Origin of the sequence: Nocardia wallacei (genome assembly GCF_029868745.1) — a bacterium.
Taxonomy (GTDB): Bacteria; Actinomycetota; Actinomycetes; order Mycobacteriales; family Mycobacteriaceae; genus Nocardia; species Nocardia wallacei_B.
The window spans coordinates 1-25,023 of sequence record NZ_JARWOP010000053.1 but is presented as its reverse complement, the minus strand read 5'-3'; the positions used below and the strand labels follow the sequence as shown (position 1 = coordinate 25,023).

General features: G+C 68.1%; 30 protein-coding genes. 9 read left to right on the top strand and 21 right to left on the bottom strand.

What is annotated here, in order from left to right:
- Positions 1-184: 184 nt before the first annotated feature.
- From QH470_RS03065 to QH470_RS03040, 6 genes are all read right to left on the bottom strand, one after another.
- On the bottom strand, positions 185-643 hold the full coding sequence (locus QH470_RS03065; RefSeq protein WP_280270701.1) for a hypothetical protein: 459 nt from the start codon (positions 641-643) through the stop codon (positions 185-187).
- Positions 644-738: 95 nt separating this feature from the next.
- On the bottom strand, positions 739-1,224 hold the full coding sequence (locus QH470_RS03060; protein ID WP_280270700.1) for a hypothetical protein: 486 nt from the start codon (positions 1,222-1,224) through the stop codon (positions 739-741).
- An 81-nt stretch (positions 1,225-1,305) separates the two neighbouring features.
- Positions 1,306-2,670 carry a hypothetical protein gene (locus QH470_RS03055; RefSeq protein ID WP_280270699.1) on the bottom strand — a complete coding sequence of 455 codons (1,365 nt, stop codon included), beginning with the start codon at positions 2,668-2,670 and terminating at the stop codon, positions 1,306-1,308.
- A 3-nt stretch (positions 2,671-2,673) separates the two neighbouring features.
- The gene (locus tag QH470_RS03050) at positions 2,674-2,970 is read right to left on the bottom strand and encodes a WXG100 family type VII secretion target (protein ID WP_280270698.1); all 297 of its coding nucleotides are present in this window, start codon (positions 2,968-2,970) and stop codon (positions 2,674-2,676) included.
- Entirely contained in the window at positions 2,967-3,302 is a 336-nt protein-coding gene (locus QH470_RS03045) for a WXG100 family type VII secretion target (protein ID WP_280270697.1), read from the bottom strand. The genes QH470_RS03050 and QH470_RS03045 overlap by 4 nt, the downstream gene beginning before the upstream one ends.
- A 22-nt stretch (positions 3,303-3,324) precedes the next feature.
- Positions 3,325-4,179, bottom strand: a complete 855-nt coding sequence (locus tag QH470_RS03040; protein ID WP_280270696.1) for a TIGR03564 family F420-dependent LLM class oxidoreductase — start codon at positions 4,177-4,179, stop codon at positions 3,325-3,327.
- Positions 4,180-4,250: 71 nt separating this feature from the next.
- Between QH470_RS03040 and QH470_RS03035 the strand changes: the two genes are divergently transcribed.
- Positions 4,251-4,793, top strand: a complete 543-nt coding sequence (locus QH470_RS03035; RefSeq protein ID WP_280270695.1) for a TetR/AcrR family transcriptional regulator — start codon at positions 4,251-4,253, stop codon at positions 4,791-4,793.
- Positions 4,794-4,897: 104 nt separating this feature from the next.
- On the opposite strand, the gene QH470_RS03030 is transcribed toward QH470_RS03035, so the two are convergent.
- The 3 genes from QH470_RS03030 to QH470_RS03020 all read right to left on the bottom strand — a co-directional run bounded on the left by QH470_RS03030 (position 4,898) and on the right by QH470_RS03020 (position 8,295).
- Positions 4,898-6,949 (bottom strand): CocE/NonD family hydrolase, encoded by a 2,052-nt coding sequence (locus QH470_RS03030; RefSeq protein ID WP_280270694.1) that lies wholly within the window; start codon positions 6,947-6,949, stop codon positions 4,898-4,900.
- A 363-nt stretch (positions 6,950-7,312) separates the two neighbouring features.
- Entirely contained in the window at positions 7,313-8,050 is a 738-nt protein-coding gene (locus tag QH470_RS03025) for a phosphoglyceromutase (RefSeq protein WP_280270693.1), read from the bottom strand.
- Positions 8,051-8,118: 68 nt separating this feature from the next.
- The gene (locus QH470_RS03020) at positions 8,119-8,295 is read right to left on the bottom strand and encodes a KOW domain-containing RNA-binding protein (RefSeq protein WP_280270692.1); all 177 of its coding nucleotides are present in this window, start codon (positions 8,293-8,295) and stop codon (positions 8,119-8,121) included.
- A gap of 120 nt (positions 8,296-8,415) precedes the next feature.
- Between QH470_RS03020 and QH470_RS03015 the strand changes: the two genes are divergently transcribed.
- Positions 8,416-8,631, top strand: coding sequence for a DUF4287 domain-containing protein (locus QH470_RS03015; protein ID WP_280270691.1), 216 nt, complete (start codon positions 8,416-8,418; stop codon positions 8,629-8,631).
- A gap of 60 nt (positions 8,632-8,691) precedes the next feature.
- On the opposite strand, the gene QH470_RS03010 is transcribed toward QH470_RS03015, so the two are convergent.
- From QH470_RS03010 to QH470_RS02995, 4 genes are all read right to left on the bottom strand, one after another.
- Positions 8,692-9,597 (bottom strand): ROK family protein, encoded by a 906-nt coding sequence (locus QH470_RS03010; RefSeq protein WP_280270690.1) that lies wholly within the window; start codon positions 9,595-9,597, stop codon positions 8,692-8,694.
- 223 nt (positions 9,598-9,820) lie between these two features.
- On the bottom strand, positions 9,821-10,327 hold the full coding sequence (locus QH470_RS03005) for a type III secretion system chaperone family protein (RefSeq protein WP_400181001.1): 507 nt from the start codon (positions 10,325-10,327) through the stop codon (positions 9,821-9,823).
- The gene (gene mshA / locus QH470_RS03000) at positions 10,324-11,691 is read right to left on the bottom strand and encodes a D-inositol-3-phosphate glycosyltransferase (RefSeq protein ID WP_425302588.1); all 1,368 of its coding nucleotides are present in this window, start codon (positions 11,689-11,691) and stop codon (positions 10,324-10,326) included. Before mshA ends, QH470_RS03005 begins: the two co-directional genes overlap by 4 nt.
- A 791-nt stretch (positions 11,692-12,482) precedes the next feature.
- Positions 12,483-13,307, bottom strand: coding sequence for an alpha/beta fold hydrolase (locus QH470_RS02995; RefSeq protein WP_280270688.1), 825 nt, complete (start codon positions 13,305-13,307; stop codon positions 12,483-12,485).
- 83 nt (positions 13,308-13,390) lie between these two features.
- On the opposite strand from QH470_RS02995, the gene QH470_RS02990 reads away from it, so the two are divergent.
- Positions 13,391-14,125: an SDR family NAD(P)-dependent oxidoreductase gene (locus QH470_RS02990; protein WP_280270687.1), complete on the top strand. Its 735-nt coding sequence runs from the start codon at positions 13,391-13,393 to the stop codon at positions 14,123-14,125.
- A gap of 10 nt (positions 14,126-14,135) precedes the next feature.
- Here QH470_RS02990 and QH470_RS02985 read toward each other — a convergent pair whose 3' ends face one another.
- Together QH470_RS02985 and QH470_RS02980 are read right to left on the bottom strand one after the other, a co-directional pair.
- The gene (locus QH470_RS02985; protein ID WP_280270718.1) at positions 14,136-15,335 is read right to left on the bottom strand and encodes a L,D-transpeptidase; all 1,200 of its coding nucleotides are present in this window, start codon (positions 15,333-15,335) and stop codon (positions 14,136-14,138) included.
- Positions 15,336-15,436: 101 nt separating this feature from the next.
- Positions 15,437-16,525 carry a UDP-N-acetylmuramate dehydrogenase gene (locus QH470_RS02980; RefSeq protein WP_425302591.1) on the bottom strand — a complete coding sequence of 363 codons (1,089 nt, stop codon included), beginning with the start codon at positions 16,523-16,525 and terminating at the stop codon, positions 15,437-15,439.
- A gap of 44 nt (positions 16,526-16,569) precedes the next feature.
- Here QH470_RS02980 and QH470_RS02975 point away from each other — a divergent pair, with 44 nt between their 5' ends.
- The 3 genes from QH470_RS02975 to QH470_RS02965 all read left to right on the top strand — a co-directional run bounded on the left by QH470_RS02975 (position 16,570) and on the right by QH470_RS02965 (position 18,453).
- Positions 16,570-17,061 (top strand): DUF2505 domain-containing protein, encoded by a 492-nt coding sequence (locus QH470_RS02975; RefSeq protein ID WP_280270686.1) that lies wholly within the window; start codon positions 16,570-16,572, stop codon positions 17,059-17,061.
- A 25-nt stretch (positions 17,062-17,086) separates the two neighbouring features.
- Complete coding sequence (locus QH470_RS02970) at positions 17,087-17,605, top strand: DUF2505 domain-containing protein (protein ID WP_187685516.1); 519 nt, start codon at positions 17,087-17,089, stop codon at positions 17,603-17,605.
- A gap of 146 nt (positions 17,606-17,751) precedes the next feature.
- Complete coding sequence (locus QH470_RS02965; protein WP_425302586.1) at positions 17,752-18,453, top strand: class I SAM-dependent methyltransferase; 702 nt, start codon at positions 17,752-17,754, stop codon at positions 18,451-18,453.
- 8 nt (positions 18,454-18,461) lie between these two features.
- On the opposite strand, the gene QH470_RS02960 is transcribed toward QH470_RS02965, so the two are convergent.
- The gene (locus QH470_RS02960) at positions 18,462-19,070 is read right to left on the bottom strand and encodes a hypothetical protein (RefSeq protein WP_280270685.1); all 609 of its coding nucleotides are present in this window, start codon (positions 19,068-19,070) and stop codon (positions 18,462-18,464) included.
- A 116-nt stretch (positions 19,071-19,186) separates the two neighbouring features.
- Here QH470_RS02960 and QH470_RS02955 point away from each other — a divergent pair, with 116 nt between their 5' ends.
- Entirely contained in the window at positions 19,187-19,957 is a 771-nt protein-coding gene (locus QH470_RS02955; protein WP_280270684.1) for an LmeA family phospholipid-binding protein, read from the top strand.
- A gap of 1 nt (position 19,958) precedes the next feature.
- Here QH470_RS02955 and deoC read toward each other — a convergent pair whose 3' ends face one another.
- Positions 19,959-20,645 carry a deoxyribose-phosphate aldolase gene (gene deoC / locus QH470_RS02950; protein WP_280270683.1) on the bottom strand — a complete coding sequence of 229 codons (687 nt, stop codon included), beginning with the start codon at positions 20,643-20,645 and terminating at the stop codon, positions 19,959-19,961.
- A 90-nt stretch (positions 20,646-20,735) separates the two neighbouring features.
- Between deoC and QH470_RS02945 the strand changes: the two genes are divergently transcribed.
- Positions 20,736-21,281: a GNAT family N-acetyltransferase gene (locus tag QH470_RS02945; RefSeq protein ID WP_280270682.1), complete on the top strand. Its 546-nt coding sequence runs from the start codon at positions 20,736-20,738 to the stop codon at positions 21,279-21,281.
- Positions 21,282-21,339: 58 nt separating this feature from the next.
- The gene (purU, locus tag QH470_RS02940) at positions 21,340-22,227 is read left to right on the top strand and encodes a formyltetrahydrofolate deformylase (protein WP_280270681.1); all 888 of its coding nucleotides are present in this window, start codon (positions 21,340-21,342) and stop codon (positions 22,225-22,227) included.
- 9 nt (positions 22,228-22,236) lie between these two features.
- Here purU and QH470_RS02935 read toward each other — a convergent pair whose 3' ends face one another.
- The 4 genes from QH470_RS02935 to QH470_RS02920 form a co-directional block, all read right to left on the bottom strand.
- Positions 22,237-23,253 (bottom strand): alpha/beta fold hydrolase, encoded by a 1,017-nt coding sequence (locus QH470_RS02935; protein ID WP_280270680.1) that lies wholly within the window; start codon positions 23,251-23,253, stop codon positions 22,237-22,239.
- Positions 23,254-23,533: 280 nt separating this feature from the next.
- Entirely contained in the window at positions 23,534-24,553 is a 1,020-nt protein-coding gene (locus tag QH470_RS02930) for an alpha/beta fold hydrolase (protein ID WP_280270679.1), read from the bottom strand.
- 83 nt (positions 24,554-24,636) lie between these two features.
- Entirely contained in the window at positions 24,637-24,903 is a 267-nt protein-coding gene (locus QH470_RS02925; RefSeq protein ID WP_280270715.1) for a DUF2516 family protein, read from the bottom strand.
- The coding region (locus tag QH470_RS02920) for a hypothetical protein (protein WP_280270722.1) at positions 24,801-25,023 on the bottom strand (223 nt) is incomplete at its 5' end. The genes QH470_RS02925 and QH470_RS02920, both read right to left, overlap by 103 nt.

Below are 25,023 nucleotides of genomic sequence, written 5' to 3'. Positions count from 1 at the left end.
CGAGCCCCTCGTCAAACCACCGAAACCCTCCCCACGACGTGCAGTTCGGCGATGCCACCCCCCGATCCCGCCATGCGAAGAGAACCTCCAGCCCCTTTTTGCTCGAGACGCAGCACAACCTCACACCACAACATGACAGCTTCGCCAGACGAGTCTCCAGCGCCGGCAGGCCCACCCACACGACTCAGCGGTCCACAGACCCGAGCAACTCTTCCAGAAGAGGACCCGAATCCGGAATCCTGTGCCACCACCACGGAGCGGCCGACAAATCCGAGTCCACATACCTTCCGAGAACCCGCTTGTCATCGCGTACGGTAACGGAACGCAGACGCGTGTCATACACATCCACCACCCCGAGAACCTTGTCCTTCAACGGCTCCCCGAGACGTTCGATACACCCCGCCAAAAAATCGCGTATCGAATAAGCGGCAACCAAATCGTAGCCACCCCAAACCCCTCGATCTCCGGCCGATCCGAACCGATCCGAATCAATCTTCTCGACATGCAGAGCCCAACTGACAAGCAGGTCCAGAACACCAAAGGAACGCCATTCGTTCACTTGATGGCGACAGGATTCCAGCTCGAGCGCCTCGTGGCCGTCGAATCGCGCTCTTATTCCATTGACCAAATCGTCACCGACCATGTGTGTTCCATTTCCGCATGGGAGTCGATGTCCCGGATGGGTTACATTACATGAAACTGATGATGTCCACTCATTTGCACCAGCGTGGGAAGTGGCTAATCGTCTGATGCGACAATCAGATGTACTCGGCGTTCCGATCGGTCGACGAGGACTATCTCGTGGAATTCGTTGTGAATATCCGCATAGCCAACGGTAGCTGATTCACCGAGGTCTCCAAGAATGTAACAGCTGGCAGCAGATTCGGCCGGAATGATGATCCGATCTGATATTTCCCGTCGCAGATCTGACGATATTTCCCCACAACGGGCAAGCCAGCGGTCGATCACATCGGAAACATCATTCGCGCCCACGCGAGTGTAGGATTCTGGGGATATGCGGTCCAGTCGGTACGGACCATGGACCACGCCCCCAGGATCCACGCCTCCTCCAATGTAATCATCTCGGAACTCGGTCGTTGATACGAGCGCTTCCAACACATCGACATCGTCCAACTCTGAAGTGTCGAAGTGGAATACTTTGCCATCGATCCATTGAAAACAATGGCTACTGCCGGGGGCGAATTCGAAGTCGCGGAAATTCACGAACCACTGCTCGTCGAATCTTAGCGTCCGCGTACTTGTCACCGGGTCATCTCCCGCCTTCTACCACTCGCCGGATAAACTCTATGGTATATGCCATCGCTTGATAGTAACACCTGGTACATTGTTGTAATCTATCGTCGCACCGCCGGACTTGCTGAACGGTCGATAGGTGACAGTCGAACTTGGGTTGTCCGATATTTCCCAGTACTCGATATCGCCCTTCGGGGTCGACTTCACCTGCGGCGGACCGAGCTTTTCAACCAATTCCTGGTGAGCTAGCTCCAACTCATCCGCGGTCACCATCTGCACACCGGCCGAGTCCTCCTCGCCGATCAAATCCCCGGAATCATCAGTGACGACATCCTGGACAGCGCCCGCCTTCTCTGCCGTCGACTGAGCACCGACATCCCTCTTCCCGTCCGGCTTGACGTTGTCGTCGTCCAGGAGAACTCGCATCAGGATGATGGACTCGAGGGACTTGAGGGTGTTGTCCAAGGTGGGGACGGCGTCGAAGGCTTTGATCGTGCCTATGGCGCCTGCGGCGGCGGCTGTTAGGCCGACGGCGCGGAGGAGATTGCTGGACTGGTAGACGGTGCGGATGGTGTTGATGGTGTTGGTGACTATGGCGCTGACGCCGCCTGCGCCGGCGGCGGCGCTGCCGCCGAAGGTGAACCAGGCTGCGGCTGCGGCGGCTACGACGGTGAGGCCTATTGCCCATTCTGCTTGGGTGACGGCGGATTCGATTTGGTGGCGGACGTTTACGGTGCTGATGTGGTATTCGGCTACGGGGCCCGCGAGGTTGGTTGTCGCTGTGACCAATTGGGTGGCGCTGCCGTGGAGGGTGTTGAGGTGGTCTAGGACCAGGGGGAGGGTGTTCTTGTCTTCGATGCGGTCGAAGAGGCCGATGATTTCCGTTATGCGGCCGGCGGCACCGGTGACGGTCGCGTGGTCGGCGAACGTTCGCCATACCGATGAGGCCTTCTCGAGCTTCTTGACGTCGCCGTTGGGGAGCTTGCCGAACTGCTGGATGATCTGTGCGATCAGCATGTCGAACAGTTCCTTGACGCCGCCGCCGTGTTCTATGCCGATTCCGTTGTCGTGCACGGAGGTCGGGATGGTGACCTGGTAGACCGACATATCGCGGACGTTCGGCCGCTCCGGCGGAGGTTTGCTGCGGTTGGCGATGCCGTAGTTGTAGCCGTTGGCGTACAGGACATTGCCGAAGTTGGTCAGGGCGTCGGCGAGGTTCGTGCAGGCCTGCATCGTGTCTCGGGCGGTGCGGTCGTAGGACTCGCCCCACTGGCGGCAACCGGGTGCGTCACCGGCCATGCCTCCGCATTCGTTCTTGATCGCATCGTGGACCGGCTTGTCCGCGCGACGGAGATCTGCGGCGAGGGCGTGGCATTTCTTCGCGGCCTCGTAGTAGATCTGCCAGTCGATATTCACGGCTCAGTCCCCTCGCAGCATCCTTTGATTGAGGTCGATGGCTCGGGTGTAGCGGCCGTGTGCCTTGCGGGCCGCGTCGGTCATTTCGGCGACGCCGTCGACGAATTCCTGAGCGCTGGTGGCCCAGTCGCGGTGGGCGTCGTTGTATGCCTGGGCTGCGACGCTTTCCCAGGCGCCGTGCAGCGATCCGACTTTCTGGTCGAGTCCGTCGAGATGATCGCGAAGGAAGCCGACCAAGCCGTTGAGCCGGGCTACGACGTCGTCGAGATGGTCGAGTTTCACCGAGAATTCGGAACTCATGACATGTTCAGCTGGGTGAGGGCGGTGGTGGAGCCACCGTCGGTGTTGCGATAGTTCTCGGCGGTCACGCCCAGCTTTTCGGCCAGTGCGGTCAGGGCCGTCATGAGTTTCGTTCCGCCGTCGCGAGTGTCGGTCCAGCCCGCCGAGAACTCGTCGGCGGCATCGCCCGTCCAGCCCTCCGCGAGCAAGGTGTCGACCTCGCGGCTCGCGGCGTCCAAGGCCTGGCGCATGGTGTCGGCGATGTTGTAGACGTACTGGCCGATCGCCTGGACATCGTCCGGTACGACCGTTATGCCGGAATTCGGATTCGGTTGTCCCCCATCACCGTTCATGGACTCGATGGTAGTCCGGCGGCTACTGCGAGCGGGCCAGTTCTCCGGCCAGACGCAGTGTTCTCGCCTTCTCGGCGGCGTCGCCGACCAGACTGACCAGCAGGTCGGTCGCGCCCGCGTCGGCATACGCGCGGACGGCGGCGGCGACGGCTTCCTCGTCTCCGGCGACGACGGTTTCCGCGACGTTGCGCTGGCCCTGGCGGTCGAGAAGCGTTCGGTAACTGGCGAAATCGGAGGCGAAGCCGAACGTTTCGGCGATCTCCCGGCGGACGTCGTCCGGCCTGTTCGTCACGCTCAGCATCACCGATGCGACGACGCGCGGGTCCTTCGCCACGGCGTCGATGTGCGGGCGGATGTGGTCGGCGATCGTTGCGGGGGTCGCCCATACGGTGACGGTGCCGTCGGCCAGTTCGCCCGCGATGCGGAGCATCACGGGGCCGAGCGCGGAGAGCAGCACCGGCGGTGGTTGCACACCCGGGAGCTGCACGTGACCGACGCCCGAGAATTCGGTGCGCAGCGCGGTCAAGTACTCGCGAGTGTGCTGGGCGGGCCGGTCGAAGGACATGCCGTAGACGCCCTCGACGAACGGCTTGTGACTCGGACCGACGCCGAGGGTGAACCGATTTCCGATTGCGGCCGAGACCGTGAGCGCCTGCGCGGCAAGCGAAATCGGGTGGCGTGGGTAAGTCTGCGCGACGGCCGTGCCCAGCTCGATCTCCGGCACGGCCGCCCCGACGAGCGCCGCGACGACGAGCGGGTCCCACGCGAAGACTTGATTGAAGAACACGCTGGCCAGCCCATGCTCGGCTACCGCGCGCACCTGCTCGATCCGGGTCTCGATATCGCTCTGATCTCCGGCATACAGGCCGATCCGCATTGCCCCTCCAAGGTGAATTCTAGATTCCGCTTAACCGACGGTAGCATAAGATGAATCAAAGATTCCGGTTGATGGGAGCGTGGACAGTGCGAGCGGACGCGCGGCGCAACCGTTCGGCGATCACCACCGCCGCCCTGCGGCTGGCCGGCGAGCGGGGCGAGGCCGTGTCGATGGAGGACATCGCGCGGGCGGCGGGGGTCGGCGTCGGCACGCTGTACCGGCACTTCCCGGACCGGCGCGCCCTGCTCGAGGACATCGCGGTCGACACGCTGCGAGAACTGATCGAGGCCACGCGCGCGGAGGTCGGCCGGGCCCCGGCCTGGGAAGCGCTGCTGCGGGTGGTGGAGCACTGCGTGAGTTTGCCGCTGGCACTGATCAAGTCGCTGCTCACCGACGAACCGGAACGCCCGGAACTACCCGAGCTGGAGGCGGAGGCGAACGCGCTGATCGCCGAAATCGCGGCCGCCGCACAGCGCGAAGGCGACCTGCGGGCCGACGTGCCGCCGACGGAAGTGGTGCGAGTGCTGAACGTGGCGGTGTGCCGCTGCGGTGCGCGCGTCGATGATCACCTGACCCGCGTGCTGCTCGACGGTCTGCGTGCACGAAAGAGATAGCGTCTCGTCCGAACAGGTTGCAGCGGTGCGGGTTTCGATACGTGAAAAGCCCCGGGGCGCACGCCGTTGTGCGCACCCGGGACGACCGGGGTGGTCGGGCAGACTTACCAGCCGGGCTTACCGCGGACCGGGATGTTCACGAAGCTGGGCGCGTTCGGGTCGAGTTGGAGGTGCTGCGGCTTCAGGCCGGTGTCGAGCAGCATGGGCAGGATCGGCAGACCCTTGGGGAAATTGCCCGCGAACACGTCCACGCGCAGCCGATGGCCGGGTTGCAGCACCGCCTCGGTGGCGGTCAGCGCGAGGTCGAGCGTCGTCGCCTCGCCCGGCACCGTGGGCTCACGCTTGTCCAGCGAGGTGTACGCCCGCGGGTCGGTGTAGTCGCCGTTGGCCGAGCGCGCGCTGCGGGACTCGTCGACCTGCCGCAGCGAGGCCATCAGCTGGCCGGACGACAGCACCGTCGATTGTCCGTCGGGCGCGACGTCGTTGACTGTCGCCACCCAGTATCCGTCGGCCGCGTCCTGAATCGTGTTGAGCCGCACCGCGATCGGGCCGGAGATGGTGGTCGGTTCCGCCACCGGGTCGCTGGTGAAGGTCAGGCCGTTGAGTTCGGCGACCCGCGAATCCTTGGCGCAGCCGTCGATGATCGACAGGATGCCGGCGGTCGCCTGGGCGGCATCGTTCGAACAGAGGGTGGTCATTCCGGGTGAGACCGTCAACCGCTCGGTATCGCCGTTGGCGGAACCGGTCAGCGAGCCGTCGTAGACGCTGTTCGCGGTCCCACTCCGGTTGGCGGACAGGTACATCCGCCGATACTGCGACGCCTCTTCCGCCGGGGCGGACGGGCCGAAACCGTTCTGCCTGATCCAGCCGCCGCCCTGCTGACGCAGCGTGACCGGGCCGTAGGTGTCGATGCCGTTGTCGATTCCCTTGAGCCACTTGTCGAACCACGCCCGCTGCAGCACGTCCAGGCGCGGCGGCAGGCCCGGCCGACCCGACTCGTTGCCGGAGTTGAGGTGGTAGGTGTTGCCCATGAACAGCTGCTTCTGGCCGGGCGGCAGCGAAATCTCGTTGTAGATCTTGGATTCCGAGTAGGTGAACAGGTCGTGCCAGCCGCCGGTGACGAAGGTCGGGATGTCGATCGTGCTCGGATCACCAAGCCACGCTTGCCGTTCCGAGCTGTAGTCCGACAGCATCTGTTTCACCCGCGGATCCAGATCCTCCATCCGGGTGCTGGTGTATGCGGACAGCAGCACGTCCAGGTAGGTGTACGGATCGGCGGCGCGGTCGTGCAACCAGGTGGTGTCGAACTTGCCGGTGACGATCGACTGCACGTCCGGCACCCACTTGAGGGTGTTGATCGCGGTGAGCCACAACGGAATGAAGTTGAAGCCGAAGCCGCCGCCCGGCGCCAGCACGTCGTCGACCAGGTCGCTGCCGGGGACCACGGGGAAGATCGCTTTCAACGCCTCCGGGCGCTTCTCGGCGGCCTGCACCTGGTTGATGCCGGAGTAGGAGATGCCGTTCATGCCGACCTTGCCGGTAGACCACGATTGCCGCGCGGCCCAGTCGATCACCTCGACGGTGTCCTGCTGTTCGCGCTGGCGCAGCATGTCCCATTCACCCTGGGAGAAGCCGGTGCCGCGGACGTCGACCACGACCTGGCTGTAACCGCTGCGGATCAGTTGCCGGTCGACGGTGAAGTTGCGTAGTTCGCCGCCGCCGAAAGCCTTTGTGAGGTCGGTGATTCCGGACAGCGGGGTGCCCGACATGTCGATCTGGCGGAACAGGTTCAGGAGCGCGTCGGATAGGCCCGGAATCGCCTGCGCGTGGTCGGCGAGGTTGGAGACCAGCTTCGTGTACGGGGTGAGGTTGACGATGGTGGGCGTCTGCACATCGGCCGCGCGGCCGGCGGCGTCGGCGGGGCGGTACACGTTGCCCTTCAGGACCGTGCCGTCACTCATCGTGATGGGGACGTCCCAGTCGATGTGGATGTTCGGATACTGCTGCGGGCCATCCTGAGTGGCCGTCCAGGCGGCGCCTGCCGCACCGCCGTCCGGGCCGATCGCGGCGGGTCCGGCGACGGCCGTGACAGTGAGGAATGGGAACACCACGGTCGCGGCGACCGCCGCTACTGTGGCGCGCAGCGCGTACTTCATCGGACGTGATCCGCCTCTCCGAAATGGTCGAACGACCGGAAGTGTATCTACCGACGAGTAAGTTACAAACCATCGAGTTCGTATGTTGGAACGAAATTCTCTCGATGCCTCACCATCTCAGCCAAGGCGACGACCGGGCCGAAGAGTCGCGGACCTACCTACCGATCGCCGCCCACACCCGGCGCGACCGGCCCGAACCCGACTGCCACCACCCGCGCCGCCGACCGGAAACCGATCGGCGGCAACCTGATAGCCGCTCTGCCACAGAAGAGACGCAGCTCACAAACCGAGCCGTCCGAACCCTAGCCGCACGCAGCACGAGATGACAGCGGACGCTCCGTACGAGCCCGGTCTCGAGGGTGGCTACTTCCCGCCCTGATTCGCTACTGCGGCGGCGCCCGCGGCGGCGGCCTCGGGGTCGAGATACTCGCTGGGGCCGACGGGGCGGAGGTTCTCGTCGAGTTCGTAGCGCAGGGGGATGCCGGTGGGGATGTTGAGGCCCGCGATGTCGTCGTCGGAGATGCCGTCCAGGTGCTTGACCAGGGCGCGCAGCGAATTACCATGCGCGGCAACGAGAACGGTGCGGCCCGCCACCAGTTCCTTGGAGATGGTCGACTCCCAGTACGGGACCATGCGGGCGACGACGTCCTGCAGGCACTCGGTCTCCGGCACGGCCGTACCGGCGTAGCGGGCGTCGCCGTCCTGGCTGTATTCGGTGCCCGGCTCGATCGGCGGCGGCGGGGTGTCGTAACTGCGGCGCCACAGCATGAACTGCTCGTCGCCGTACTGGTCGCGGATCTGCGCCTTGTTCTTGCCCTGCAGCGCGCCGTAGTGGCGCTCGTTGAGTCGCCAGTCGCGGACCACCGGGATCCAGTGCCGGTCGGCGGCGTCCAGGGCGAGGTTGGCGGTGCTGATCGCGCGGCGGAGCAGGGAGGTGTAGACGATGTCGGGCAGGATCCCGTGCTCGGCCAGTAGTTCGCCCGCGCGCTTGCCCTCGGCCATGCCCTTGTCGGTCAGGCGAACGTCCACCCAGCCGGTGAACAGGTTCAGGGCGTTCCATTCGCTTTCGCCGTGGCGCAGCAGCACGAGGGTGTACGTCATGCGGGCTATGCTAACCCGCCCCCGCGGGCGTCCGGCGGGGTGCGGGCCTGGTCACGGGTCTCGCGCGGCTAGATCCATTCGACCTCGTCGAAACGAACCAGGGCGCCGTGGCGGCCGCCGCGGACGGGAATGTCGAGGTGTAGCTCCTCACGTCCGGGGTCGACCTCCCGGACCACACCGCAGACGCCCTGGAAAGGGCCGCTGGGCACGAAAACCACATCGCCAGGCGTGAATTCGGCTGCCACTCGTTGACGATAGCGCTTCTACCAGGTCAAACCGGTCAGGCGCGCGGTAGTGGGCGGAGACTCGCCGCATGTGTGCGGGACCACAGATGAGTTCTTCGCCTCGGCGTCGTCCTATCGGGCATGAGCGCAACACCGCAGTCGGCCACCGTCAAGGGCCCGGCCTCCTACTTCCCTTCCATCGAGAAGAAGTACGGCCGTCCCGTCGAGGAGTGGCTGGAGCTGATTCGAGGCTCGGAGCTGACCAAGCACATGGAGCTGGTGGCCTGGTTGAAGAGTGCGTACGGGCTCGGGCACGGGCATGCGAACGCGCTGGTGGCGCACGTTCGTTCGGCCTGAATTTCGGTCCTGGTTCGCGCCACGGAGGGGATCGCGCGAGCTGGGAGCGGGCGAAAGCGCTCAGTCGTATTCGTCGGCCGTGGCGTGGCCCGCGGCCAATACGCCCGCGCCTGCCAGGGTGGCTCCGTTGGTGATGCGAGAGGGCACGACGCGCAGGGCGCGGGTGAAATCCAGCCGGGCGTGGGTGGTGATCGCGGCGCGCATCGGTTCCCAGAGGGGCGCGCCCGCTTCGGCGAAGCCGCCGCCGATAACCGCGCGGTCGATGTCGAGCAGTGCGGCGGCCGATGAGATCGCTTGGCCCAGAGCGGTTCCGGCGCGTTCGAGGGCGGCCAGGGCGATCGGGTGACCGGCCCGGGCATCCCGCGCCAGTTCGGCGCCGGTGTTACCGGTCCAGCCTTGCTCGCGGGCCCACCGGGCCGAGGACATGCCGCTCGCCACCGCCTCCACGCACCCGACCCCGCCGCAGCCGCACGGCGCGGTCGAACCCGGCACCACGATGTGGCCGACGTGTCCGGCATTTCCGGTGCGGCCCACCGCGACTCGGCCGTCCATGATGATTCCGCCGCCGATCCCGGACGACACCGTCATCGCCAGGCCGTCTCGGACGCCGCGCAGACCGCCGATGTGGTGTTCGGCCAGCGCCAGGCATGCGCCGTCGACGGCGAGCCGGATCACTGCCGCGGGGAACAACTCCTGTACCTGGGCGACCAAGGGGAACCCCGCTCGCCATTCCGGAATGTTCAGCGGCGCAATGGTTCCCGCGCGTATGTTCACCGGACCCGCCGACCCGATGCCGATCGCGGTCACCCGCGCATCCCCGGCGACCTGCCGCAACAGCGTCCGGCACGCTTCCCACACGGATTCCGGCGGCACTTCGGTCCGGCGCACTTCCCGCACCTGCCGCCCGGCGTGCACCACCCCGGCCGCGAATTTCGTCGCCCCGATATCGAGAGCCAGCACAGTCATGCCGAGCCACCTCCTGCCGAACCACCGGGCCCCCGAATTCTCACCCGCCGGCCCGCTCGAAGGCCACCTCGCCGCACTGGTTTCCCCACGCGGATCTGTGCACCCGGCCTGAACGGACACAATCCACGGTGACGCGGCGAGATTTGCCGTCTCGAGCCGGATTGTGACCGGTCAGGCCGGACGGCGACGCAAACGGCTCCCATGACCCGCGGTTCGGGCGCGATCAGGAGTCTTCGTCTACCAGGTGCTCGAAGGCGCGGAGGTTCTTGAGGGATTCGCCGCGGGAAACTCGCCATTTCCATTCGCGGCGAATGGATTCCGCGAAGCCCAGCTCCAGCAGGACGTTGAAGTCGGCGTCGACCGCCTCGAGAATCTGGCCGAAGATGCGGTCCAGTTCGTCGGCGGTGACGGTGTGAGTGGCGAAGCGGCCGACCAGGTAGATATCGCCGACGCGGTCGAGGGTGTAGGCGACGCCGTAGAGGCGGCGGTTGCGGCGGAGCAGGAATTTGTAGACGCCCTCGAAGTTCTCGTCGGGCTTGCGGCAGACGAAGCACTCCACCCGCACGCCGTGCTTGCCGACGGTCAGCATCACGGAGGTCTTCAACTTGCGCTCGCCGGGCAGGACGACGATGAACACGTCCTCGCCCTCGCGGGTGTAGTCCACCTCGCGTTCGCGCAGGGTGTCTTCGATCAGCTGGGCGGTGTCTCGGATCGAGTCGTGCTCGGTCACCGGCGAACCACTCCCATCCGGCGCCGCCACAGCGCCCGCGACCTGGCCTGACTGCTCTCTGCCTGCAACGTACCCGCCAATCGCGAACGCATTCCCCGATATCCGGAGAGCGTTTGCGTGTAGCTGTCGAGCAGGCCCTCGGCCGTGTGCTCCCAGGAGAAATTGGCGGAGTGCCCGACCGCGGCGGCGCCCATCCGGCGCAGGCCGGCGGGGTCATCGAGCAGCGAGCGCAGCGCGGCGGCCCAGTCGTCGGTGCGGTGGCTCGGGACCAGCAGGCCCGAAACGCCGTCGCGCACGGCGGTGCCCAGGCCGCCCACGTGCGCGGCCAATACCGGTGTGCCGCTGGCCTGGGCCTCGATGGCGACCAGGCCGAACGACTCGTTGTAGCTGGGCACGGCCACCAGATCCGCGGCGCGGTACACCTGCACGAGACGGTCCGGCGGCTGTGGCGGCAGGAAGGTGACGCGATCGGCGATGCCGAGTTCGGCGGCCAGTTCGATCAGAGCGTCGGGGCGATCCAGTCCGGTGCCGGACGGGCCGCCGACGATCAGCACCCGCAATGCGCGGTCCGGCTGGCCACGCAAGACCTGCGCGGCGGCATGCACGAGCACGTCGGGGGCCTTCAACGGCTGGATCCGGCCGACGAAGGCCACGATCTGCTCGTGCGGGTCCAGGCCGAGTTCGGCGCGGGCGGCCGCCTGATCACCGGGGTGGTAGCGGGTGAGGTCGGCGCCCGGGAGCACCACATCGATCCGCTCCGGCTCGGCGCCGTACAGCTCGACCAGCTGGCGCGCCTCCTCGCCGGTGTTGGCCACCAGGCGGTCGGCCTCGGCGACGATCTGCTTCTCGCCGATCTCACGTGCGGGCGGCTCCGGGGTGTCACCGGCGGCGAGGTGGGCGTTCTTGACGGCGGCGAGCGTGTGCGCGGTGTGGACCAGCGGCACCCGCCAGCGGTCCCGGGCCAGCCAGCCGACCTGGCCGGACAGCCAATAGTGCGAGTGGATCAGGTCGTAGTGGCCGGGCAGATGGCGAGCCTCCTGCCGCAGCACCTCGGCGGCGAACGGGCACAGCTGGGTGGGCAGGTCGTGCTTGTCCAGGCCTTCGAAGGGGCCCGCCACCACATTGCGCACCAGCACACCGGGCGCGGCCTCGACCACCGGTTCGTCGTTGGAGGAGGTGGCGCGGGTGAAGATCTCCACCTCGACGCCGCGGCGGGCGAGCTGAATCGCGGTCTGCAGCACGTAGACGTTCATGCCTCCCGCGTCTCCGGTGCCCGGCTGCGCCAGCGGGGAGGTGTGCACCGACAGCACGGCTATCCGATGCGGCCGTAGGTCCGTGCGTTGACTCACGCCTCCAGTGTGCACGCCCGGTACCGACGGCCGTCGCGACCTCCGCCACCAAGTGATTGCCGTCACAAGGCAATTCGCCACCCGGACGAGCCGTTGCCCAGCCGCTGCCCGGCGATTTCCGGGCAAAGCGGTCACGCCCCACCGACCTATGCGTTCGATCACACTCGACCACACGCAGCGGTGCGCGCCCCGGTTCGATCCCAGCGGTTCCCCGCCACTCCCCGCCATCGCGAAAGGAAAGGAAATGGCGGTCCGCCACGAGGGCCAGGCGAGGTAGGGAACGCCCCGCGCCTTGCCAGTCAACCTGCCCAATACCCGTTGTGGCCAGCCTTCCCCGGCACCTGTTGTGGCGGCCCCTGCCCGACACCTGTTATGGCAGCCTTCGCCAGCACCTGTTGTGGCAGCCTTTCCCGCCACTTGTTGTGTCCGCCTTTCCCGGTACTTGCTGTGGCCGCCTTGCCCGACACCTCTTGCGGCAGCATTGCCCGACACCTCTTGCGGCCGCCTTGCCCGACACCTCTTGCGGCCGCCTTGCCCGACACCTCTTGCGGCCGCCTTGCCCGACACCTCTTGCGGCCGCCTTGCCCGACACCTCTTGCGGCCGCCTTGCCCGACACCTCTTGCGGCAGAACGCAATCGGAGGACACGCCTCCGGAGGGCAGCAGAGCGGGACAGCGCCGGACGGGGATTGTGACGAGCCCAGCTCGGGATGGCCGCGGCCACCACACGGCAGGCGCTCGGCCCAAGCCTGGGATGGATTCCGCTACCTGTCCGGCGAAGATGACTCGATGGCCGGACGCCCCGGATCAGCCCAAGCCGTCGATGAAATCGGTGACCTCGGCGGCGAAGCGAGCGGGGTTCTCGATGAACAGGCCGTGTTGGGCGTCTTCCCAGAACGAGGTGCGGGTGTCGGGGGCGGTGGTGGCGATGTAGCGGCCGTTGTCGAGGGGGACGACGGGGTCGGCGGTGCCGTGCAGGACCAGGACGGGGACGTCGAGGGTGCGGAGGGTTTCGGTGTTGTCGGTGGTGCGGTAGAAGAGGGCCTTGCGGACTCGGGGCGGTGTGGCCAGGCTGCCGCCGTAGAGGAGTTGGGCCTGTTCGCCCTTGTCGCGGCCCGGGCCGGTGTTGGCGTTGCCGAACGCCGCGAAGCCGCGCATGGATTTGCCGGGGCTCTCCTCGAAGACGTCGGGAATGGCCTGCTGCATGGCCGGGCCGGGGGTCGCGCCGGGCACGTCGCGTCCGATGCCGGCCTGCGAGCCGGTGTAGACAACACCCGCGATCGCGCCCGTGCCATAGGCGGTCAGGTAATCGCTGAGCACGATGCCACCGTAGGACCAGCCGAGCAGCACCGCGCCGGACTCGACCGACTCCCCCGCCAGCACGGCCGCGACGTCGGCCGCCCAGTTCTTCGGGTTGTCGTAGCCCGCCTCCGGCGCGTCGGAGTAGCCGTGCCCGCGCAGATCGACGGCGATCACGCGGAACCGCTCGGCCAGCAACTCTGCGGCACGCCCCCAGCACCGCAGGTTCCCGGCCCAGCCGTGCAGCAACACCAGCGGCCTGCCGTCGGCCGGACCGGTCACCCGATACACGATGGTGGTGCCGTCCGCGCTGACTACGTCCCGAATCGCCATGCCGCCAGGCTAGCGCCGCCGCATTATGGACCGGCGTCCACCACGAATCGTCGAGTGAATCGGCGGCACATATGCTCGGGGCCATGAGCAACCGCACCGCTGTCGTCACCGGAGCCAGTTCCGGAATCGGGGAGGCCACCGCGCGTGAGCTGGCCGGACAGGGCTACCACGTGTACGTCGGCGCCCGCCGGGTGGACCGGTTGCAGCGACTGGCCGAGGAGATCGGCGGCACGGCGCTGCCGCTGGACGTGACCGACGAGGCGTCGGTGCGGGCGTTCACCGAAGCGGTCGAGCGGGTGGACGTCCTGGTCAACAATGCCGGTGGCGCCAAGGGCCTGGCGCCGGTCGCCGAGGCCGACCTGGACGACTGGCGCTGGATGTGGGAGACCAACGTGCTCGGCACGCTGCGGATCACCAAGGCGCTGCTGCCCAAGCTGATCGCCTCCGGTGACGGCCTGATCGTCACCGTCACCTCGGTGGCCGCGTTCACCGCCTACGACAACGGTTCCGGCTACACCTCCGCCAAGCACGCGCAGGCCGTGCTGCACCGGACGCTGCGCGGCGAGTTGCTGGGGCAGCCGGTGCGATTGACCGAAATCGCCCCGGGCGCAGTCGAAACCGAGTTCTCGCTGGTCCGCTTCGGCGGTGACGGCGAGCGGGCCGCCAAGGTCTACGAGGGCATCGATCCGCTCGTCGCCCAGGACATCGCCGAGATCATCGGTTTCGTCGCCGGCCGCCCGCCGCACGTCAACCTGGACACGATCGTCGTCAAGCCGCGCGACCAAGCCGACGCCGGCCGGTTCGCCCGCCGCGGCTGACGCTCCCGCGTCAGTTCCCGCTGCGCACCGGACCCGGGGGCACCGGCGTCGCGGAGACGACCGCGGACGGCTCACCGTGCAAGGCGGACATGGTCTTCCAGGTATCCCAGTCGATGGTCCAGTCGTAGAGATCGCCGTCGGCGGCGGACAGGGCGATCGAGGTGCCGGTGACCTCTACCGGGTCGCCGTACATCGCGGTCGGGAAGAAGGCCTGCGCGTCGGAGGTGCTCAGGTTGATGCAGCCGTTGGTGACGTTCGTATTGCCCTGCGCCCCAGCCGATTCCGGGTTGGCGTGGATGAATTCGCCGTTGTTGGAGATGCGTACGGCCCAGCGCTCGCGAACGTTGGTGTAGAACGGCGGATTCGACATCATGAAGTCCTCGTACTTCTCGGTCACCACGTGGACGCCCGAGCGGGTCACGTTGCGCGCCTCGTTGCCCTCGCCGTAACTGCACGGGAAGTCGAAGACCGTCTGCCCGTCGCGGATCACCTGCACGCGGTGGCTGGGTGCGTAGCCCTTCACGATCTGACTGCGGCCGATCTTGAACTCCGAGCTGAGGTCGCCGTAACCGTAAGCGCCCTCGCCGAGTTCGAGTCCGTAGAGCTTGCCGGTGAACTTCACATCCGTGCCGGGCGCCCAGTACTCGCGCGGGCGCCAGTGCGCGCGGGAGCCGCCGTTGTCGTCCGGCAGCCAGGCCCAGCCGCCCTCGGTCTCCGGGGTGGTGGTGACGGTGAGCGCCTTCTCCACCGCGGCCTTGTTCGTGACGTGGCTCTTGAACTGGAGAATGATCGGCGCCGCGATGCCGACCTCCTGACCGTCACCGATGTTGATGGTGGCGGGCACGGTCTGGTTCGGGGCGACGGTGGTGAATTTGCCGTCGATCCGGACGGGCTTGCCATCGGTGCCGATCGCCGTGCCGGACCAGGTGTAGGTCACGTCGTAGCCGAGCGGCTCGGTGATCTTGAAGCTGCTGCCGTCCGGGGCCAGGGCGCCCGCGACCTGTTTGCCCGCGGCGTTGCTCAGGGCGACCTGATCGATGCGGCCGGACGACACCGACACCGACACCGGCGACACCGGATTGACGTCGGTGCTGTCCGCGCCGGGCTGGAAGGTGACCTTCGCGACCGGCGCCTTCTCCTTCGGCGCCGCATTGTCGCCGCCGCCGTTCGAACACCCGGCGACCAGCGCGGCGCCCGCCAGCTGAGCCATTCCGATCAGCACGGCGCGACGGCTGGAAACTCCTCGACTGCTCACTTCCTCGAATCTACCGCGAAGACCGAACAGCTCCGCGCGTGTCGCCCCGACAACCCCTAGAGGCCGATCCCCACGGTCACCGGTTCGGGCTCGAGCCGGATGCCGAACCGGTCCTCGACCCCGTCGCGGACCGTGCGGGCCAGCGCGACCAGGTCGGCGGCCGTCGCGGCACCGCGGTTGGTCAGTGCCAGTGTGTGTTTGGTGGACAGCCGCGCCGGTGACTCCGGGCCGGGATAGCCCTTCGCGAAACCGGCCCGCTCGATCAGCCAGCCCGCCGAGAACTTGACTCCGTCCACGGCCGGATAGGTGGGGATTGTCACATCGCCGAGCAGACTCGTGATCGCGGCGCGCACCTGTTCCACCGAGTCGTGCGGGACCACCGGATTGGTGAAGAACGAACCGGCACTCCAGGTGTCGTGGTCGACGGCGTCGAGCACCATGCCCTTGCCGCCGCGCAGCCGCAGCACCGCCGCGCGCACCTGCGCCGCCGGGCGGGTCTGTCCCTCCTCGGCGTCGAGGGCCCGGGCCAGCTCCCCGTAGCGCAGCGGCGCGCTGGCTCCGGTGGGGTCGAGGGCGTACTCGACCTCGAGCACCACGGCCCGGTCGCTGTGCTTGAGGACCGAGGTGCGGTAGCCGAAGCCGAGTTCGTCCGGCGTGGCCCAGCGGATCGCGCCGGTCTCGCGGTCCAGCAGCCGCACCCGGCACAGCAGATGCTCGACCTCGACGCCGTAGGCGCCCACGTTCTGCACCGGCGTCGCGCCCGCCGAACCCGGAATGCCCGACAGGCACTCCAGGCCGCCGAACCCGGCGGTGACCGTCGCCGCCACCACGGCGTCCCAGTTCGCGCCCGCCGCCGCGACGACCCGGTCCGCGCCGATCTCGACGCGCTCGGTCGCGACCCGCACGACGACGCCGGGGAACCCGTCGTCGGAGATCAGCAGATTCGAGCCGCCGGCCAGCAGCAACAGGGGAATTCCGGCGTCGTCCAGGGTGCGTACGGTCGCGACGAGGGCCTCGGTGTCGGCGCAGTCGGCCACCGTCGCCGCGCCGCCGACGCGCAGTGTGGTCAGCTCCGCCAGCGGAACCGAATCACGCACCCGCGCACCGGTCGCGGCCAGCAGCTCCCGCGCTTTGTGGATCGGCACCACTCTCGATGTACGCACAGCGAAAGACGGTAGCGTGTTCGACCATGGCGACACCCCTGGCGTATACGGCTCAGTACGCGCATCCGGCCGAGGCGATCCGTGCCGCGTTCGCAGACGAACAGTATTGGAAAGACCGGATCGAGGAGGTCGGCGGACCCAACGCGCGCCTGGACTCGTTCCAGGCCTCGATCGACCAGGAACAGCTGCACGTCGAGATGGTGCAGTCCATTCCGGCCGCCGAGTTGCCCAGCGCCATCACCTCGGTCCGCCCCGGCGATCTGATCATTCCGCGCACCGAGAGCTATTCCGGTTTCGCGGGTACCTTCACCGCGCAGGTGCAGGACGCGCCCGCGCAGGTGCGCGGCACCGTGACCCTCAGCGCGGTCGGTGAGGCGTCGCAGGCGGTCATCCAGGGTTCGGTCGAGGTCGGTATCCCGTTGTTCGGCAAGAAGATCGAGGCCGTGGTCGCCGAGAAGTTGCTGGAGCTGCTCGCCGCGGAGACCGACTTCACCAATACCTGGATCGCGAATCGCTGAATCGCGCACAGTACCCTGGCATCCCATGGCCCGCCGACTGGACTATTCCGCCCGCTACCCGCTGCACACCACCAAAGAGGTGTACGCGGCGCTGTCCGACCGCGCCTACTGGGACGCGCGGATGGAGGAGATGCGCAAGTACTCCCCCAACGACGTGACCGAGCTGTCCGCCGGGGACAGCGGCATCGAGGTCGAGATCCAGCACATCCTGCCGCGTGACATGCTGCCCGAGATCGCGCAGACGGTGATGCGCAAGGACATGACGATCACCCGCCGGGAGACCTACGGCCCGTTCGGACCCGAGGTCACCGGCGAATACGTGGCCTCGATCCCGGCCGGGCCCGGCAGCCTGAACGGGACGATGCACCTGTTCCCGACCGAGACCGGGTGCACGCTGCGCACCTCGTCCACCGCCAAGGTGTTCATCCCGATGCTCGGCCCCAAGCTCGAGCAGATGATGCTGATCAACCTCGTGGATCTGCTGCGCGCCGAGGCCGAGTTCACGGCGCAGTGGCTGGACGAGCAGCACCCCACCGCGGGGTGAGTCCGGGCCCGGCGGCCGGCTCGAGCGCCGAGGGCTCGCGGCCGCCGCCGGTTCGGCGCGGCTCGAAAGCACCGCACCCACCGATCGGCGAGATCACCCGCGGCACGACGGGCATCAATCGATTGCGGCGCAGCGATCGTTGGCTGATGCACGACGACCTGATTGCGAACCGGTTGCTGACGGCCGAAGACCCACTGGTGGTCGATCTGGGTTACGGAGCCAGCCCGGTGACCACGATCGAGCTGGCGGCGCGGTTGCGGCGGGTGCGCGCCGACGTGCGGGTGGTCGGGCTGGAGATCGATCCGGCGCGGGTCGTGCCCGGCCGCGACGGTGTGGTCTTCGCGCGCGGCGGCTTCGAACTGGCGGGCCTGCGCCCGGTGCTGGTGCGCGCGTTCAACGTGCTGCGGCAGTACCCGGAGGAGGCGGTCGCCGAGGCGTGGCGGACGGTGCTGAGCGGACTGACGCCGGGCGGGCTGTTGATCGACGGGACCTGTGACGAGTTGGGTCGGCGCTGCGCGTGGGTGCTGCTGGATCGCACCGGGCCGATGTCGCTGACGCTGGCATGGGACCCGTTCACCGTCGAACGTCCCTCCGATATCGCCGAACGACTGCCGAAGGCGTTGATACACCGCAACATTCCCGGCGAGCGAGTGCACACCCTGCTCACCGCCGCCGACCGGGCCTGGGCCCGCGCCGCTCCCCTGGCCCCGTACGGCCCGCGCGTGCGCTGGCGCGAGGCCGCGAAAACCCTACGCGCCGAAGGCTTCCCGATTCGCCGCTACCGCCGCCGCATGCGCGACTGCGTACTCTCGGTCCCCTGGGAGACGGTGGCGCCCCAGGCCGGATGAGGAACTGGTCAAGCCCGCGTCAGCGCGTGGTGGATACGGGCGGCGGTGTGGGGTGGTAATTGCTCTGCGGCGGAACGGATTTCCGCGCTCGCGCAGCGGAAGATGGCGACCGCGTCGGCCACTACCTCGTCCAGGGCGCTCTGGCCGATACCCGTCTCGGCGAGGTCCAGGACTGTTCGCACCGGGGTGGTGACCAGGAAGGTGCCCGCCGACTCGACATCGCGGCCGCACAGTGCGCGACGCAGCACCACCAGGCGGGGTGCGTTCGGGGCTCGCCCGGCACCGGCCGACAGGTGCAGGAAGCGCGGGCGCAGCCGGCCGAGGCCGTGCAGTTCGGCCGCGCTGTGGTGGGAGACCGCGGCCGTGCCCTCGAACCACGCGGACCACATCGCGTACTCGTCGAGCGGGCCGTCGGGCCACTCCGCCAGGCGCAGCAGGCCGACGCCCGCCCGGGTCACCGAGCCGTCGCGCAGGGCGGAACGCACCCGCTCCTGACACCGCGTGTGCGCGACGAGACGGGTGGTGAAGTAACCGGCGTGCCGGGCGGCCGACTCCCGCAGCGCCTGCCACTCCCGATCCGAATCGGGGGCGGGACGGGCGGCAGCTGCACCGGACATGTGACCCAGATTACGCGCGCGGGTTATGCGTCATGTCACAATCGCGGGCAGCCCTTGTGCCAAGCCTTCAACCGCCCCACAGAGCAGGCTCAGAAAGCTCGGGAAGAATCGTGGCCATGAGTTCGAACCCTCCACAGACCGCGACCGCTCCCGGCCCGCCGTCCGGCGGCCGGACCGGCGCCCGGAACCTGCGGCGGATCATCCTGATCGTCGGACTCGTCGTCGTGCTCGCCGTGGTCGGGACCGCGGCCGCGGCCGAGACCTACTACCGCCACCGGACCGAGAAGTGCATCGCCACCCAGGTGGAGCGGGATCTCGGCTCCAAGGTGTCGGTGGGCTTCGGCCCGAAACCGTTGCTGCTCACCGCCTTCGATCATCGGATCCAGTACGTCGACATCAAGAGCGACGACGCGAAGTTCGGCCCCGCCTCGGATATGAAGGTGCACGCCCGGCTCAACGACATCACGCTGATCGACAACGGCCGCGGCGGCGCCGATATCGGCAGCAGCAGCGCCGATGCCACCTGGAGCAATGCGGGTATCGCGCAGACGCTGCAGGGCCTGGTCTCCGGGGTCCAGTCGGACCCGGCGAGCGGCACGCTGGATGTCAAGGTGCTCGGCGGCATCGCCGACATGCGCCTGAAGCCGCAGATCGTCGGCGACCGGATCGAGGTGACCACGCAGTCCGCGCAACTGTTCGGTTTCGGGCTGCCCACCGATCTGGTCGACAGCATCGTCGACATGATGACCGAGAGCCTGCAGAGCTATCCCCTGGACCTGCAGCCGACCGCCGTCCGGGTGACCGACGACGGCATCTCGGTCTCGCTGACCGGCGGCACCACCAAGCTGCAACCGGCGCCGGACAACAACCAGAACGTCAGCTGCTGACCTACTCCGGGAAGCCCGCGAGCACCTCGCGCGAGCGCGACAATCCGAGCCGGGTGGCACCGGCCGCGATCAACTCGGCGGCCGCCGCCGCGGTGCGAATGCCACCGCTGGCCTTGATGCCCATCCGGCCGCCGACGGCATCGGCCATCAGCCGGACGGCGTGCGCGCTCGCCCCGCCCTTCGGATGGAAACCGGTGGAGGTCTTCACGAAATCCGCCCCGGCGCGCTCGGCGGTCCGGCACACCTCGACGATCGCCTCGTCGGACAGTGCGGCGGACTCGATGATCACCTTCAGCACCGCACGGTCGCCCAGGCCCTCGCGCACGGTGACGATGTCGGCCAGCACCGCGTTGTAGTCGCCGGAGATCGCGGCGCCGACATCGATGACCATGTCGACCTCGGCCGCGCCCTGGTCCGCCGCCAGCCGCGCCTCGGTCCCCTTGATCAACGAATGATGCTTGCCCGACGGGAATCCCGCGACGGTCGCGACCAGCAGGCCGGGCGCGCGGACCGGCAGCATCGCCGGGGACAGGCACACCGCGTACACCCCCAGCTCCCGCGCCTCGGCCACCGCAGCGGCGACCTCGGCCGCGGTCGCCTCCGGCGCGAGCAGGGTGTGGTCGATCATCGCGGCCACCTCGCCGCGAGTGAGCGCACGGGTACCTGATTCCGGAGCGGTATCGGCCATGAGGACAGAGTCTGGCACACGCCCGTGGCACACTCGTAAGGGTCGGGCCACGGGGCCCGGAACCATCTCGCTGGGGAGGGAGAAGCCACCGTGCTGATCCGTCGGGAACGGGCCGGCGACATCCCTGCGATCGACGCGGTGCATCGCCGCGCCTTCGCCCGCGACTACCCCGACGGCCTACCCGGCGAGGCGCCCCGCGCGGCCGCCGATCCGGCCGAGGTGGCGCTCGTGCACCGGCTGCGCAGCAATTCCGGCTGGATGCCGACGCTGTCGCTGGTGGCGCAGGTGCGCGACCGGGTGGTCGGGCACGTCTGCCTCACGCGCGCCGGTGTGGGCCTGTACCCCGTGCTGGCGCTCGGCCCGATCGGCGTGCTCCCCGACCACCAGGGCGACGGCGTCGGCTCCGCCCTCATGCACGCCGCGCTCGGCGCCGCCGACGCCCTCGACGAGCCGCTGATCGGCCTGCTCGGCAGCCTCGACTACTACCCCCGCTTCGGCTTCCTTCCCGGCTCCCGCGTCGGCATCGTCCCCGACGAATCCACGTGGAACTCCCACTTCCAGGTCCGCCCCCTCACCGCCTACGAACCGGCCATGACCGGCGAATTCCATTACGCCGAACCGTTCTACACGTTGTAGACGACCCGATCGGCGGTCGGTTGCGGGTCGCGGCGGGTTTGCTGGGAGGATCGGGGGTATGAGTTCGTCGTCCGTTGCCGATGACCGGCGCTATGTGCTGATGCTGGGCTGTCCGGATCGGCCGGGCATCATTGCCCGGATCACCTCGTTCATCGCCGAGTTCGGGGGGTCGATCATGGAGGCCGGTTATCACTCGGACACCGCGGCGGGGTGGTTCTTCACGCGGCAGGCCGTGCAGGCCTCGACGGTGCCGTTCGGACTGGCGGAATTGCGTGACCGGTTCGCGGCGGTCGCGGCGGAGCTGGGGCCCGAAACCGATTGGCAGCTCTTGGATTCCGGGGTGCGGCGGCGCGCGGTGCTGCTGGTCAGCCGGGACGGGCACTGCCTGCACGATCTGCTGGGCCGCGCCACCAGCGGCGAGCTGCCCGCCACCATCGAGGCGGTGATCGGCAACCATCCGGATCTGGCGGAGATGACCCGGGCGCACGGTGTGCCGTTCCATCACGTGCCCTTCCCGAAGGATCCGGGCGAGCGGGGTCCGGCCTTCGAGCAGGTCCGCGCGCTGGTGGACGAGCACGCTCCGGATGCCGTGGTGCTGGCGCGATTCATGCAGGTGCTTCCGGCGGAGCTGTGTGAGCACTGGGCGGGCCGGGCCATCAACATCCATCACAGCTTCCTGCCGTCGTTCGTCGGCGCCCGCCCGTACCACCAGGCGTACGCGCGCGGCGTGAAACTGATCGGCGCCACCTGCCATTACGTGACCGCCGAGCTGGACGCGGGCCCGATCATCGAGCAGGACGTGATTCGCATCGACCACGCCGACACGGCCCACGACATGGTCCGCCAAGGCCGCGACATCGAACGGGTGGTGCTGGCGCGGGGACTGCGCTGGCACCTGGAGGGCCGCGTTCTCGTGCACGGCCGCCGCACCGTCGTCTTCGACTGACGACGATCCTCAGCTGGCGACCGCGCCCCGTCCGCGCTGCCCGATCCGCACCATGCGGTGCAGTTCGGCGTTGAACTCTTGCGGCGCTTCGATATTCGGCAGATGCCCGGTCGGCAGCACCGTGTAGCGGTCCAGGCTGCCGGTCTCGGCGAGCACGTCGGCGATCCGCTGGGACATGCGCTTGGGCAGCAACCGGTCGTACTCACCGGCGATCACGCTGGTGGGCACGGTGATGTTGGCGGCGGCATCGGGCAGGTCCAGATCCGCCAGCGCCAGCGCGAACCGGCCGCGGACCTGCGGTCGGCAGGAACGCACGATCGAGAGCCCGAATTCGGCCTGCTCGGCCGTGGCGGCGCGATTCATGATGCGCGCCTTGAAGATCGACCGCACGGCGAAGCCGCTCGGCAACGGCACCGGGGTACCGAACAATGCCCGGCCCAGCCAGATCGGCGCCGGGACAAGGTCATTGAAGAACGGCAGCACCTGGGTCTCCGAGGCGATGGAGCCGAATGTCGTGGTGGCCAGCAGCACCGCGGACGCGCGCTCGGCGACCTGCTCCGGATAGTGCTGCGCCCACGCCTGAATCGTGATGCCGCCCATGCTGTGGCCCACCAGCACCGCCCGCTGCCCCGGCCGCAGCACCGCGTCGAGCACGTCGGACAGGTCGTCGGCCAGTTGCTCGGCGCAGAATTCGCGCTTGCCGACCTCGCTGGCGCCGTGGCCGCGCAGGTCGAACGCCACGACGCGATGCTGTTCGGAGAACGCGTTGATCTGCGGATTCCAGTACTCGATGCAACACGACCAGCCGTGGATCAGCACGATCACGTCGCCGTCGGCGGGGCCGTACGCCTGTACCCGCAAGTCGATGCCGTCGCGCGTGGTGACGGGGATGATCTCGGGTGACGGCGCGGCGTTGAGGGCCGCGGTGGCGTAGGTGCGGCCGCGCAATCGGGCGCGGTAGGCGGCGGTCAGCGCGTCGGGCCCGCTTCGCAGGCCGGTCACCGTTTCGGGCAGCTTCACCAGCATGAGCACTCCTTTGTGTCCTGGCGCACACTACCGCGCTAGCAGCAGTGCTTGCTAGTGCAAGCGGTCGGATCGCATTCGTTCCGCTTGCATCCCGCCCTCATCGAATACCCATCGACCGCAACGCCATTCGTGAAACGGCCCCGTCGATGAAGCGTTGTTATCTACAACACATATCGCCCCGGAACCATGCCGCGATAGCACGGTGGCGAATAACGAATTGCGCACGATCGGCTCACCGCGGGCGGCCGTCGGCTGTGCGCCGCAACGACTCCGGGCGGCCCTACGCGCTGATCTCGCGCGCGGCGTACGTCGCGGTGAGCACCCGCCCGAGTTCCTCGTTGAACTCCCGGTAGGCCTCGACATTGCCCAGATGTCCCGTCGGCAGCACCGTCAGACGCTCGAAACTGCCTGCGCCGCGGAGCATTTCGACAATCCGCCGGGAGTGCACGAGGGGCGTCATATCGTCGAATTTGCCCGCGACGACGGTGGTGGGCACGGTGAGGTTCGCGGCGCAGGCGCCGAGCGCCAGATCGGCCAGCAGCCGCCCGAACCGCGCCCGCACGCTCGCCGGGCACGAACGCACGATCGACAACCCGAACTCGGCGATGTCCCCGGTGGACCCGAGGCTCATGACCTGCCGCCGGAATATCCATTTCACCGGCGCGATCGGGGGAAACACGATCGGGCTGCCCAGCCCGTGGCGGCCGAGGGCGACCGGCAGGGCCATCAGCCCGCGGTTGTACAGCGGCACCACGGTGGTCTCGGCGATCAGGTCGCCGGAGGCGGTGTTGGTCAGCAGCACCGCCGCCGCGTGCCTGGCCACCTGCTCGGGATAGCGGCCGGCCCAGGCCTGGATGGTCATGCCGCCGAGGCTGTGGCCGACCAGCACCGCGCGGCGGCCGGGCCGCAGCGTGGCGGCCAGCACCGTGGCGAGGTCCTCGGCCAGCAGGTCGGTGGTCAGCGGGCTGTCGCCCAGCTCGCTCTCACCATGGCCGCGCTGGTCGTAGGCGATCACGCGGTAGTCGCCGGCGAAGGCGTTGATCTGCGGGTTCCAGTATTCGATGCAGCAGGTCCAGCCGTGCACCAGCACGATCACCTCGCCGTCGGCGGGACCGTAGGCGTGCACGCGCAGCCGGGTGCCGTCGGCGGCGGTCACCGGCACGACCTCGACCGGCGCGGCCGGCGGGTTCAGCGCGGCGGTCCCGTAGACCCGGGTGCGCAGGTTGGCGCGATGCGACCGCAACAGAGCCCGGACCCGGTCCGCGATCTGCGCCATCGGCGTAGGCAGCGTTGCCCGCATTGGAACACTCCTTTGTATGTTACTGATAGCCACAGTAACCCGAAGGAGTGGGTGCTTGCTAGTGCAAGCGGGGAAGGTGCCCGCTACCAGCGCGGTCCGCGCTGCACCTCGTCGACCTTCGGCCGCACGTCGGCCAGATACACGCCGGTGGCGACCACGGCGATGATGCCGAGCAGGCCGACCGGGGTGCGGGCCAGCAGCAGGAACGCCAGCGCGGCGACCAGGATGCCGACCCAGATCGGCTTGGTCAGCTTGTCGACGGCGGTGAACGCGTCCGGACGCTGCCGGACCGCGTGGACCAGCGCAAAGATGGTCGCGCCCAGCGCAGCGAGCCACAACACCAACAGGATCGCACCAAGTCCAGATCCAGCACCGACAGCATCTGCCCGAGCTTCATGGCGACGCCCTTCATGGTGCCGAGCACCATCACCATCTGCTCGGTGGCGCGGAGCATCGATTCCTCGGCCATC

Excerpts from the sequence above, each read along its gene's own strand:
- QH470_RS02930 (WP_280270679.1), bottom strand. The coding sequence starts at position 24,553 with ATGCGGGCAACGCTGCCTACGCCGATGGCGCAGATCGCGGACCGGGTC.
- QH470_RS03010 (WP_280270690.1), bottom strand. The coding sequence starts at position 9,597 with ATGACTGTGCTGGCTCTCGATATCGGGGCGACGAAATTCGCGGCCGGG.
- QH470_RS03025 (WP_280270693.1), bottom strand. The coding sequence starts at position 8,050 with ATGACGTACACCCTCGTGCTGCTGCGCCACGGCGAAAGCGAATGGAAC.
- QH470_RS02965 (WP_425302586.1), top strand. The coding sequence starts at position 17,752 with ATGCACGACGACCTGATTGCGAACCGGTTGCTGACGGCCGAAGACCCA.
- QH470_RS03015 (WP_280270691.1), top strand. The coding sequence starts at position 8,416 with ATGAGCGCAACACCGCAGTCGGCCACCGTCAAGGGCCCGGCCTCCTAC.
- QH470_RS03065 (WP_280270701.1), bottom strand. The coding sequence starts at position 643 with ATGGTCGGTGACGATTTGGTCAATGGAATAAGAGCGCGATTCGACGGC.
- QH470_RS02990 (WP_280270687.1), top strand. The coding sequence starts at position 13,391 with ATGAGCAACCGCACCGCTGTCGTCACCGGAGCCAGTTCCGGAATCGGG.
- deoC (WP_280270683.1), bottom strand. The coding sequence starts at position 20,645 with ATGGCCGATACCGCTCCGGAATCAGGTACCCGTGCGCTCACTCGCGGC.
- QH470_RS03035 (WP_280270695.1), top strand. The coding sequence starts at position 4,251 with ATGGGAGCGTGGACAGTGCGAGCGGACGCGCGGCGCAACCGTTCGGCG.
- purU (WP_280270681.1), top strand. The coding sequence starts at position 21,340 with ATGAGTTCGTCGTCCGTTGCCGATGACCGGCGCTATGTGCTGATGCTG.
- QH470_RS02995 (WP_280270688.1), bottom strand. The coding sequence starts at position 13,307 with ATGGCGATTCGGGACGTAGTCAGCGCGGACGGCACCACCATCGTGTAT.
- QH470_RS02935 (WP_280270680.1), bottom strand. The coding sequence starts at position 23,253 with ATGCTGGTGAAGCTGCCCGAAACGGTGACCGGCCTGCGAAGCGGGCCC.
- QH470_RS02970 (WP_187685516.1), top strand. The coding sequence starts at position 17,087 with ATGGCCCGCCGACTGGACTATTCCGCCCGCTACCCGCTGCACACCACC.
- QH470_RS02975 (WP_280270686.1), top strand. The coding sequence starts at position 16,570 with ATGGCGACACCCCTGGCGTATACGGCTCAGTACGCGCATCCGGCCGAG.
- QH470_RS03040 (WP_280270696.1), bottom strand. The coding sequence starts at position 4,179 with ATGCGGATCGGCCTGTATGCCGGAGATCAGAGCGATATCGAGACCCGG.
- QH470_RS02955 (WP_280270684.1), top strand. The coding sequence starts at position 19,187 with ATGAGTTCGAACCCTCCACAGACCGCGACCGCTCCCGGCCCGCCGTCC.
- QH470_RS02960 (WP_280270685.1), bottom strand. The coding sequence starts at position 19,070 with ATGTCCGGTGCAGCTGCCGCCCGTCCCGCCCCCGATTCGGATCGGGAG.
- QH470_RS03045 (WP_280270697.1), bottom strand. The coding sequence starts at position 3,302 with ATGAACGGTGATGGGGGACAACCGAATCCGAATTCCGGCATAACGGTC.
- QH470_RS03050 (WP_280270698.1), bottom strand. The coding sequence starts at position 2,970 with ATGAGTTCCGAATTCTCGGTGAAACTCGACCATCTCGACGACGTCGTA.
- QH470_RS03030 (WP_280270694.1), bottom strand. The coding sequence starts at position 6,949 with ATGAAGTACGCGCTGCGCGCCACAGTAGCGGCGGTCGCCGCGACCGTG.
- QH470_RS02985 (WP_280270718.1), bottom strand. The coding sequence starts at position 15,335 with ATGGCTCAGCTGGCGGGCGCCGCGCTGGTCGCCGGGTGTTCGAACGGC.